The 11,619-nt window shown below is 71.9% G+C and carries 6 protein-coding genes; 1 reads left to right on the top strand and 5 read right to left on the bottom strand.

The annotated features are described in order from the left end of the window. The 5 genes from K6I34_RS20475 to hisC form a co-directional block, all read right to left on the bottom strand. A partial coding sequence (locus tag K6I34_RS20475; RefSeq protein ID WP_229327763.1) for a GAF domain-containing protein occupies window positions 1-1,689 on the bottom strand: 1,689 nt, incomplete at its 3' end. A 19-nt stretch (window positions 1,690-1,708) separates the two neighbouring features. Next, window positions 1,709-5,338, bottom strand: a complete 3,630-nt coding sequence (gene cydD / locus K6I34_RS20480; protein WP_229327764.1) for a thiol reductant ABC exporter subunit CydD — start codon at window positions 5,336-5,338, stop codon at window positions 1,709-1,711. Window positions 5,339-5,465: 127 nt separating this feature from the next. Further along, window positions 5,466-6,473, bottom strand: coding sequence for a cytochrome d ubiquinol oxidase subunit II (cydB, locus tag K6I34_RS20485; RefSeq protein ID WP_229327765.1), 1,008 nt, complete (start codon window positions 6,471-6,473; stop codon window positions 5,466-5,468). A gap of 29 nt (window positions 6,474-6,502) precedes the next feature. After that, window positions 6,503-8,083 carry a cytochrome ubiquinol oxidase subunit I gene (locus K6I34_RS20490; protein WP_229327766.1) on the bottom strand — a complete coding sequence of 527 codons (1,581 nt, stop codon included), beginning with the start codon at window positions 8,081-8,083 and terminating at the stop codon, window positions 6,503-6,505. A gap of 517 nt (window positions 8,084-8,600) precedes the next feature. After that, window positions 8,601-9,677, bottom strand: a complete 1,077-nt coding sequence (gene hisC / locus K6I34_RS20495; protein ID WP_229327767.1) for a histidinol-phosphate transaminase — start codon at window positions 9,675-9,677, stop codon at window positions 8,601-8,603. Between the two features lie 389 nt (window positions 9,678-10,066). On the opposite strand from hisC, the gene K6I34_RS20500 reads away from it, so the two are divergent. Beyond that, window positions 10,067-11,167, top strand: a complete 1,101-nt coding sequence (locus tag K6I34_RS20500) for a LacI family DNA-binding transcriptional regulator (RefSeq protein ID WP_229327768.1) — start codon at window positions 10,067-10,069, stop codon at window positions 11,165-11,167. Window positions 11,168-11,619 lie beyond the last annotated feature (452 nt).

Genomic DNA, 11,619 nt, shown 5'->3' on the forward strand with positions numbered 1-11,619 from the left:
GTCCTCGCCCAGCCCCGGCCCGTACGAGCTGGAGCCGCCTAGCGACTCGGCCCGCTTGGCGAGGTTCCGCAGCCCGCTGCGCCGGCCGCCCTCGGGGATGCCGACGCCGTCGTCGGCGACCGTGAGCCGCACGGCGGGCCTGCCGTCCGGCAGCTCGGCCGTGGCGTCGACGACGACCTCGATGCGGGACGCCCGCGCGTGCCGGAAGGCGTTGGACAGGGCCTCGCGCAGGGCGGCGACGAGGTTCTTGCCCGTGAGCTCGCCGACCGTCGCGTCGACCGGCCCGACGAAGTTCGCGGAGGGCTGGAAACCGAGCGGCACGGCGGCCGTGCCGAGCTCCCGCAGCACGCGTGTGCGCAGCCCGGCGGGGGCCTCCGCGGGGCTCTGCTGGAGCGCGAAGATGGCGGTACGGATCTCCTGGATCGTGACGTCGAGCTGGTCGACGGCCTGGCCGATCCTCTCCTGCACGTCCGGCACGACGGCGTTGCGCTGGGCGCTCTCCAGCATCAGTCCCGTGGCGAACAGCCGCTGGATGACCAGGTCGTGCAGGTCCCGGGCGATCCGGTCGCGGTCCTCGTAGACGGCGAGCCGCTCCCGGTCGCGCTGGGCCTCCGCCAGGACCAGCGCGAGGGCGGCCTGCGCGGCGAACTGTGTGGCCAGGGTGCGCTCCGTGTCCGTGAACCGCCGCGCTCCACGCGCGCGTGGCGTCGTGAGCGTGCCGAGCACGCGGTCACCGCTCTTGAGCGGCAGCAGCATGCTCGGGCCGAAGCGCTGGGAGACCTCCGTGACCATGCGCGGGTCGGTGGCCGAGTCGTCCACGAACACCGGCTCGCCCGCGAGGAGACGGGAGACCACCGGGCTGTCCGGTGGCATCACGGTGCCGAGCAGGCCGCCGGGTTCGTCGGCGGAGACGGCCACCATCTCCAGCCCGCCCTCGCCGTCCGGCAGCAGCACGATGCCCGCCGCCGAGTCCGCGAGCCTGCGGGCCTGTTCGGCCACGACGGACAGCGCGTCCTCCGCGTCACTGGCCGACAGCAGGGCCGTCGTCACCGCCACCGAACCGTCGATCCAGCGCATCCGCTGGCGGCCCTCGTCGTACACGCGCGCGTTGCCGATCGCGATGCCCGCCTCGGCCGCGAGGATCTTCACCATGTGGAGGTCCGCGATGCTGAACTCACCGCCGCCGCGCTTCTCCGTGAGGTAGAGATTGCCGAAGATCTCGCCCTCCACCTGGATCGGGACGCCCAGGAAGTTGCGCATCGGCGGGTGCTCCGGAGGGAACCCCGCGGAACGGGGGTCGGACGCCAGGTCGGCGAGCATCACCGGTGCGGGCTGGTGGATCAGCGCGCCCAGCAGCCCCTGATGGCCGTCCGGGAGCGCGCCGATGCGCTCGTGCTGTTCCTTCGTCACCCCGTACGTGATGAAGTCCGCCAGTCCCTCGCCCGTGGAGTCGATGACGCCGATGGCGGCGTACCGGGCGTCGGCCAGTTCGGCGGCGGTCCTGACGATCCGGTCGAGCGTCGTGTGCAGCTCCGGGCCGGTGCCCACGGACCGCATGGCCTCCAGCAGCTGCGGCACGCGCGCGGCCATCTCCGTGGACATGCCCTGGAGGCTCCGCGTGGCCTCCGTGGCGATGGCCAGGGGGTCCATCACGCGCTGTGGGTCGGAGGGGTTTTCCGAGGCTGCCATACCTAGAGCCTAATAAGCACTATTTGCCATGAAAAGCGAGTACAGACAGCCCGTCCGCCTCGCGCTCCCGTTCCAGCATCCGCAGGAACGGGCCCTCCGTCCGGGCCAGCCGCTCGTACGTGCCCCGCTGCACCGGTCGGCCGTCCTCCAGGACGATCACCTCGTCGACGTGCTCCAGACCCGCCAGCCGGTGAGTGATCACCACCGTGGCGCGGCCCTCGGTGGCCGCCAGCAGGTCGGCGGTCAGCGCGTCGGCGGTCGCGAGATCGAGGTGTTCCGCGGGCTCGTCGAGAACGACGACAGGGAAGTCGGCGAGCAGCGCGCGGGCGAGGGCGAGCCGCTGCCGCTGTCCGCCGGACATCCGCGCCCCGTGCTCGCCGACCAGCGTGTCGAGCCCCTGCGGCAGGCTGTCGGCCCACTCCAGCAGCCGCGCGGAACGCAGGGCGGACCGCAGCTCGGCCTCGCTCGCCCCGGGACGCGCGAGACGCAGGTTCTCGCGCACCGAGCTGTCGAAGATGTGGGCGTCCTGCGCGCACAGGCCGACCAGCTCGCGCACCGCGTCGCCCGCCATGGGGGCCGTGTCCTCGCCCGCCAGGGTGTACGTGCCGGCCTCGGCGTCCAGGAAGCGCAGCAGCACCTGCGCGAGCGTCGTCTTGCCCGCCCCGGACTGGCCCACGACGGCGACCCTGCGGCCCGCCGCGAGCTCCATGGAGAACTCCCGCAGCGCCGGTGCGGGCTGCCCCGGGTAGCGCGCCGTCAGCCCGTCCAGACGCAGCGGGAACGGCGTGCCGGGTGCCGTAGCGGACCCCTCCCGTACGGGCACGGGGGCGTCCAGCACCTCGTGCACCCGCTCGGCGGCCCGCCGCACCCGCTGCCGGTACTGCACGGCGAGCGGCAGCCCGGCCACCGCCTCGAACACGGCCAGCGGCATGAGCACCACCACGGCGAGCCACAGGCCGCCCAGCCGCCCGTCGTGGACGGCGGCCGTGCCCGCCCAGGCCGCCGAGGCCACTGTGAGGCCGCAGGCGAGAGCTGAGAGGCCCGCGCCGAGCGCGGTGGCGGCGGAGCTCCGGCGGGCGATCGCGGTGAGCGTGCCGTCCGCGCGCCGCAGCCGCTCCAGCCGGCCGGGCAGGGCGCCCGCGACCGTCAGCTCGGCCGTGCCCGTCAGGACGTCGACGACCTGCGTGGTCAGCGCCCCGCGCGCGGACGCCGACTGCCGCTCGGCCCGTCGGGCGAAAGCCCCGGACAGCGCGGGCACGGCCACCCCCGCGACGAGCAGCCCGAGGGCGAGCAGCAGGCCCGCCTCCGGCAGCAGCCACGCGGTGAAGACGACCGAGGCGCCCCCCACGGCGACGGCCGAACCGACGGGCAGCAGCCAGCGCAGGAAGTAGTCCTGCAGGGCGTCGACGTCCGCGACGAGCCGGGCGAGCAGGTCACCGCGGCGGGCCTCCCCGAGCCCGGCGGGCGCGAGCCGCTCCAGCCGCCGGTAGACGGAGACCCGCAGACCGGCGAGGGCACGCAGCGCGGCGTCGTGGGACACGAGGCGCTCGGCGTAGCGGAAGACCGCCCGGCCGATGCCGAACGTGCGGGTCGCGGTGACGGCCACCATCAGGTAGAGCACGGGGGGCTGTTGCGACGCGCGGGAGATGAGCCATCCGGAGACGGCCATCAGGCCCACGGCGCTGCCGAGCGCCAGCGCGCCGAGCAGCAGCGCGAGACCGAAGCGGGCCCGGAACGGCCTTCCCATGGCCCGCACCCGGGCGAGCGTCCCGGCAGGGTGCTCATCGGCCTGGCGGCTTTCGGACTGACGGCTTTCGGCCCGGCGGTCTTCTGTCCGGCGGCCTTCGGTCCGGTGCCCCTCGATCCGGTGCCCCTCGGCCTCCTCGGTCTGCGGCTCCTCCGGCCGTTTCCCGGCGGGCGCCTGAGCGATCACGCTCCCGGAGCCCGGTTGCGCGGGCAGGCGCACAGACGATTCCGCACGCCCCTCCTGTGCCGCGCCGGACTCCCGGTCCGGTCCGCCGAGTTCGACGACCCGGTCCGCGACGGCGAGCAGCGCGGGCCGGTGCACGACGAGCAGGACGGTACGGCCCTCGGCCAGGCGCCGTACGGCCGCGACCACGGCCGCCTCGGTCTCGCCGTCGAGGTTCGCGGTCGGCTCGTCGAGCAGCAGAACAGGCCGGTCGGCCAGGAACGCCCGGGCCAGCGCGACGCGTTGGCGCTGGCCCGCGGAGAGCCCGGCGCCGTCCTCGCCGAGGCGGGTGTCAGTGCCCTGGTGCAGCATGGAGACGAAGCCGAGCGCACCGGCCGCGTCGAGTGCTTCCCGCACCTGCGCGTCGGTGGCGTCGGGCCGCGCCAGACGGACGTTCTCGGCGACGGTCCCGGCGAAGAGACGAGGTCGTTGCGGGACCCAGGCCACCTGGTCCCGCCAGCTTTCGGGGGAGAGCGATGACAGATCCGTACCGCCTACGAGCACCCGCCCGCCCGCGGGCCGCGCGAAGCCGAGCAGCGCGTTCAGCAGCGTGGACTTCCCGGCCCCGCTCGGGCCCACGAGCGCGACCGTCTCCCCCGGCCGCACCTCGAACGACGTCTCGGGCAGGGAGGGTTCGGCACGGCCCGCGTGGCACACCACCAGCCGGTCGACCGTCAGGGTGGCGGTCCTGGCGTCGGGCGCGGGGAGGGTGCCCGCGGGCGCGGGCTCGGTCTCCAGTACCGCGAAGACCTCGTCGGCCGCGGTCAGGCCCTCCGCCGCCGCGTGGTACTGCGCGCCGACCTGCCGCAGCGGCAGATACGCCTCGGGCGCCAGGACGAGCACCATCAGCCCTGTCCACAGGTCGAGTTCGCCGTGGACGAGCCGCATGCCGATGCCCACCGCCACGAGCGCGACGGAGATCGTGGCCAGCAGTTCCAGCGCGAAGGAGGAGAGGAAGGCGATCCGCAGCGTCCGCAGCGTGGCCCGCCGGTAGTCGGAGGTGATCGCGCGGATCGACCGGGCCTGGGCCTTGGCCCGCCCGAAGACCTTGAGCGTGGGCAGTCCGGCGACGACGTCCAGGAAGTGGCCGGAGAGCCGGGACAGCAGCCGCCACTGCCTGTCCATCCGCGCCTGGGTGGCCCAGCCGATCAGGATCATGAAGAGGGGGATGAGCGGCAGCGTGAGCACGATGACCAGCGCGGAGAGCCAGTCGGCGGCGCCGATACGGGCGAGCACGGCCACGGGCACGACGACCGCGAGGCCGAGCTGGGGCAGGTAGCGGGCGAAGTAGTCGTCGAGCGCGTCGATGCCGCGCACGGCGAGGGTGGCCAGCTCGCCCGTGCTCCGCCCGGCGGGCCGGTCCGGCCCGAGCAGCGTGGCCCGCTCCAGCAGCCGGGTGCGCAGCTCGGACTTGACCGCGGCGCTCGCGCGGTGGGCGGTCAGCTCGGTGAGCCAGGCGACGGCGGCCCGGCCCACGGCCACGGCCGCCAGCAGCGCCAGCGGCACGGCCAGGTCACCGGTGGTCCGGCCGTGCTGGAAGGCACCGGTGACGATCTCGGCGATCAGCATCGCCTGGCCGATGACCAGGCCCGCCCCCGCCAGCCCGAGCACGACGGAGGCGGCCAGGAAGAACCGGGTCGCCGAGGCGTACCGGAGCAGTCGGGGGTCGACGGGCTTCATGCGCGTACCGTCCTGTTTCTTCTTTGCGTGTTCGGTGCGGTTCGGTAGCGCCCCGAAGGGGCGCGGGGAACTGCGCGACCAGCCACGACGCACCCGCAGATGACGTACCGGACTTCCAGCGGAGCGCTCAGTGCGTGGCCGGAGCCGGGATGTGCCGGGTGCCGATCCGCTTGCGGAACACCCAGTACGTCCACGCCTGGTATCCGATGATGAGCGGCGTCAGCGGGACCGCGAGCCACGTCATGATCTTCAACGTGTACGGGCTGGAGGCCGATTCGGCCACCGTGAGGCTCCAGGCCGGGTTGACCGAGGAGGGCAGCACATCGGGGAAGAGCGCGAGGAAGACCAGCGCGAAGGCGGCCGCGATCGCGACGCCGGAGCAGGCGAACGCCCAGCCCTCACGTCCGGCGTGGTTCATCACCAGCGCCAGGACGAGCGCGGCCACGGACACGACCAGGGCGGCCAGGCTGCGCCCGTTGCCCGACTCGGCCTGCGTCCAGCCGAGGAAGGCGAGGGCGAGTACCCCGGAGGTCATGCCGAGCACGGTCGCGTACGAGCGGGCCCGGTGGCGGATCTCGCCTTCCGTCTTGAGCGCGGCGAACACCGCGCCGTGGAAGGTGAACAGCACGAGGGTGAACAGGCCGCCGAGCAGGCTGTACGGGGTGATCAGGTCCAGGACGGTGCCGCTGAAGTTCTTGTCCGACCCGATCGGCACGCCGCGGACGATGTCGGCGAAGACGAGGCCCCACAGGAAGGCGGGCAGCAGGGAGCACCAGAAGATGGCGTGCTCCCAGTTGCGCTGCCAGCGCTCACCGGTCCGCTTGTGGCGGTACTCGAAGGCGACGCCGCGCACGATCAGGCAGACCAGAACGGCCAGGAACGGGAGGTAGAAGCCGCTGAACAGGGTGGCGTACCAGTCGGGGAACGCCGCGAAGGTGGCGCCCGCCGCGGTGATCAGCCAGACCTCGTTGCCGTCCCAGACGGGTCCGATCGTATTGATCAGCACCCGGCGCTCGGTGCGGTCCTTGGCGAAGCCCTTGGTCAGGACGCCGATGCCGAAGTCGAAGCCTTCGAGGAAGAAGTAGCCGGTCCACAGGACGGCGATCAGCAGGAACCAGAAGTCGTGGAGGTGCATGGTGCGTTGCCCTTCGATCCGCGGCCGCGTCAGTACGCGAAGGTCATCGGCTTGTCGGCGTCCTCGGGCCGTTCCGCCCCGGCACCGCCCGAGGGCAGGCGCAGCCTCGGGTCCCGGGTGGGCGGTTCCTCGTCCGTGTCGGGTCCGGCCTTGGCGTACTTCACCAGCAGCTTCACCTCGACCACCGCCAGCACGCCGTACAGCAGGGTGAAGACGCCCATGGAAGTGAGGACTTCCGCCTGGCTCACACCGGGGGAGACCGCGTCCCCGGTCTTCATCAGGCCGTAGACGACCCACGGCTGGCGGCCCATCTCGGTGAAGATCCAGCCGAAGGAGTTGGCGACGAGCGGGAAGCCCATGGTGAGCACGCCGATGCGCCAGGACCAGGTGGTGAAGAAGGGACTCATCTCACGGGTCTTCGTCAGCATGAGCCGCGGGACCTCGTTGTCGCCCGTGCGGTACTCGGGAGCCAGCCAGAACTTCTTGCGGGTGGTCCACAGCCCGATCAGCGCGGCGACGAAGGAGGTCATCCCGAAGCCGATCATGAGCCGGAAGCCCCAGAAGGTCATGAAGATGCTGGGGATGTAGTCCTCGGGCTTGCCGCCGTAGCGCGCGGCCTCCTGGGCGGCGACGTCGTTGATACCGGGGACGGCCTCGGTGAAGTTGCTGTGCGCGAGGAAGGAGAGGATGCCGGGCACCTCTATCTCCACGCTGTTGTGCCCCTTGCTGACATCGCCGACGGCGAAGACCGAGAAGGGTGCGGGCGCCTGGGTGTCCCACAGCGCCTCGGCGGCGGCCATCTTCATCGGCTGCTGCTCGAACATCACCTTGCCGAGGGAGTCGCCGCTGACGGCGGTGCCGAGGCCGGCGATGACCGCGACGACCAGGCCGACGCGCAGCGAGGCCCGCATGGCGCCGATCTGCGACCGCTGCTTCTCGCCGAGCTCCTCGCCCTTGAGCTGCTTGCGCTTGGCGCGCCACAGGTGGAAGGAGGCGATGCCGACCACGAAGGCACCACCGGTGAGGAACGCCGCGGTGAGCGTGTGGAAGACGACGACGAGCGTGGTGTTCTGGGTCAGCACCGCCCAGATGTCGGTGAGCCGCGCCTTGCCGGTCGCCTTGTCGATCGCGTAGCCGATCGGGTGCTGCATCCAGGAGTTCGCCGCCAGGATGAAGTACGAGGAGAGGATCGTGCCGACGGCGACGATCCAGATGCAGGCGCAGTGGATCTTCTTCGGCAGCTTGTCCCAGCCGAAGATCCACAGGCCGATGAACGTGGACTCGAAGAAGAAGGCGAGGAGGGCCTCCATCGCCAGCGGGGCGCCGAAGACGTCACCGACGAAGCGCGAGTAGTCCGACCAGTTCATCCCGAACTGGAACTCCTGCACGATGCCGGTGACCACGCCCATCGCGATGTTGATGAGGAAGAGCTTTCCCCAGAACTTCGTCGCGTGGAAGTACTTGTCCTTGCCGGTACGGATCCAGGCCGTCTCCAGCCCGGCGGTGATCGCCGCAAGGCTGATCGTGAGCGGGACGAAGAGAAAGTGGTAGACGGTGGTGATGCCGAACTGCCAGCGCGCCAGGGTTTCCGGCGCCATAGCGAGATTCACGCGATCTCTCCTTGCCTCTTGCGCCACCGACGACTCGTGTTCACCGGTGTTTTACACCCTTATGCCCCAGTACAAACGGAGGCCAAGAGCCTGCTTGTGAACGCGTTCACATTCACAAGCAATTATGGCGCATACGCGTTCGCGATCACGCAAGGGGGTCCCCTCAGCCGTGGGCCCTGGCTCTTCCGGCCACGACAGGGGCCTTCGGCCCCGCTCTTCCCCACCGGCCTGGGACGTTCGGCCGGGGCCGCCCTGCGGGCGGGCTCCTCGGCGCCGCGCGCCTTCCGGGGCTCCGCCCCGGACCCCTCATTCGGTGTGGCCCTCTGTCCGGATTTCGCCTACCGGGGTGCCTCTTGCGCTGCGCGCGCGGCTGCGGGCCGGTGGGGGCTGGTCGCGCCCACGCGGCGGAGCCGCATATCGATACAGCCCCGCGCCCCTGACGGGGCAGGGAACGGCTGTGGGCCGCGTCCTCACAGGACGCGGCCCACAGCCACCCGCCAGAAAAAATGGAGTCGCTCTAGAACTCCTTGCGGAACGTCTCCGCCGCCTTCAGGAAGAGATCGTTCGCCTCCGTCTCCCCGATCGTCACGCGGATGCCCTCGCCGGGGAACGGCCGCACGACCACGCCGGCCCGCTCGCACGCCTCGGCGAAGTCCGCCGTGCGCTCCCCGAGGCGCAGCCAGACGAAGTTGGCCTGGGTCTCCGGCACGGTCCAGCCCTGGGCGGTGAGCGTCTCGACCACCCGGGCGCGCTCCTCGACCAGCGCCTGCACCCGCACCCGCAGCGCGTCCTCGCTGCGCAGCGAGGCGATCGCCGCCTCCTGCGCGATGTGGCTCACACCGAACGGCACGGCCGTCTTGCGCAGCGCGGCCGCGACGGGCTCATGGGCGACCGCGAAGCCGACGCGGAGCCCCGCCAGGCCGTACGCCTTGGAGAAGGTGCGCAGCACGCAGACGTTCGGCCGGTCCCGGTAGAGGTCCAGCCCGTCGGGCACCTCGGCGTCCCGCACGAACTCGATGTACGCCTCGTCCAGGACGACGAGCACGTCGCCGGGCACCCGGTCCAGGAAGGACTCCAGCTCGGCACGGCGCACCACGGTGCCCGTGGGGTTGTTGGGGTTGCAGACGAAGATCAGCCGGGTCCGGTCGGTGATCGCGGCCAGCATGGCGTCGAGGTCGTGGACCTCGTCCTCCGTCAGCGGGACCTGCACGGGGGTGGCCCCGGAGACCTGCGCGATGATCGGGTACGCCTCGAAGGAGCGCCAGGCGTAGAGCACCTCGTCACCGGGTCCCGCCGTGGCCTGCACCAGCTGCTGGGCGACGCCCACGGAGCCGGTGCCGGTGGCCAGGTGGGAGACCGGTACGGAGAAGCGCTCCGACAGCTCGGCCATCAGGGCGGCGCAGGCCAGGTCGGGGTAGCGGTTGATGCTCCCCGCGGCGTCGACCGCCTTCTCCAGCACGCCGGGCAGCGGCGGGTAGGGGTTCTCGTTGGAGGACAGCTTGTACGCGACGGAGCCACCGGCGGCGGGCTTGCCCGGCTTGTAGGTCGGCACGCCGTCCAGGGCGGGGCGCAGCCTGGGGGTCTTCTCGGTCACCGCAAGGTCCTCCTCGACAGCCCGTGCGCTCGCACCCGCACGGGCAGACCGCACACGAATCAGCAGACATGAATGGACATGAATACTGCATACCTTAAGAGGATTCCCCGGGGTGGCGTCCAGAACCGGGGTAGCGCTCCGCGAAGTACCGCACGCCGGTGGCGGGCGCCGTGGCGCGCATCCCTCGTGAAGGTGAGTTGAGACCTCTTCGAGACCTGGGGCCGCTGTCGGGCACGGATATGCCAGAGGCCAATGGTTCACCGTGAATCGCCATAACTCTCTGCATTTCCATGGTCATTGTGTACTTTCGCGCTTGCAGAAACGTGCCTGTCAACAGTCAAATGCAGCGCCCCGCCAGAGCCCGGCCCGAGCCCTACTATCGGCTCGCCATGACAGCAGCAGGGAAGCATCAGGTGAACCGGGCCACCGGACGCCGGCTGGGGCGGGCGGGCATCCGGGACGTGGCCGCCGCCGCCGGTGTCTCGATCACGACCGTCTCCGACGCGCTCAACGGCAAGGGCCGGCTACCGGACGCGACCCGCCGCCATGTCCGCGAGGTCGCCGACCGGCTGGGCTACCGCCCGTCCGCCGCGGCCCGCACCCTCCGTACGGGGAAGTCCGGGCTCATCGGCCTGACCGTGACCACCTACGGGGATGAACCTTTCACCTTCACCGAGTTCGCGTACTTCGCGGAGATGGCCAGGGCCGCCACCTCGGCCGCCCTGGCCCGCGGCTACGCCCTGGTCATCCTGCCCGCCACCTCGCGTCACGACGTGTGGTCCAACGTCGCGCTCGACGGCACCGTCGTCGTCGACCCCTCCGATCACGACCCCGTCGTCTCCGACCTGGTCCGGCAGGGCATCCCGGTCGTCTCCGACGGCAGGCCCGCGGGCACGCTCCCGGTCACCGCGTGGGTCGACAACGACCACGAGGCCGCCGTCCTGGGCATCCTCGACCACCTCGCGGCGGCGGGCGCGCGCCGGATCGGCCTCCTCACCGGCACCACCACCGACACGTACACCCGGCTCTCCACCCACGCCTACCTGCACTGGTGCGAGCGCGTGGGGCAGGACCCGGTCTACGAGGAGTACCCCGCGCACGACCCGTGCGCCGGTGCCGTCGCCGCCGACCGGCTGCTCGCCCGCCCCGACCGGCCCGACGCCGTCTACGGACTGTTCGACCCCAACGGCACGGACCTGCTCGCCGCCGCCCGCCGCTACGGCCTGCGCGTACCGGACGACCTGCTGCTCGTCTGCTGCAGCGAGTCCACGGTCTACGCAGCCACCGAACCGCCCGTCACCACGCTCTCGCTCAAGCCGCGGCGGATCGGCACCGCGGTCGTCCAGCTGCTGATCGACGCCATCGAGGGCCTCGACACCGGACGCCCCGTCGAGCAGGTGATACCGACGGAGCTGATCGTCCGGACCTCCTCGCAGCGACGTCGGCCACGGACCACCGTCAACCCGCCGCGCGGCCCCTCCCAGGGCTGAGACCGGGCCGCCGGGACCGGGCCGCGACCCGCGCGAGGACCCGACGGGGACCGGGCCGGGACACGACTGCGACAGGACCGCGACGCGCCCACGGAGAGCGTCACCGTGCGCCCCTGTCGGCCCTTGTGGCACCGGCGGAGTCAACGTGCCACCCCTGGAGCCCCACACCTTCGGCGACGCCGTACAGAGGGCACAGGGGGCGCGGAGGCGTGGGGGCGAATGACTCAATTGGGGAGAAAAAGCCGGCGCGCGCACCCTCCTGCCCCGATTCACGGCCCCTGGTGCGTCACAAGGCGCGACGGTCATTCCTATGATGGGCGCACGACACCACGGACCGCCGTCGACCAGGCAAGGTCCACAAGGTGCACGGCGGCGCGATGGTGGAGGGGTCGATGACTCAGGGGGCCGGTCAAGGACCCGCGGCACGGACCACGGCGGCGACCCCGCCCTTC

The sequence above is a fragment of the Streptomyces sp. UNOC14_S4 genome (assembly GCF_020740835.1).
Classification (GTDB): Bacteria; Actinomycetota; Actinomycetes; order Streptomycetales; family Streptomycetaceae; genus Streptomyces.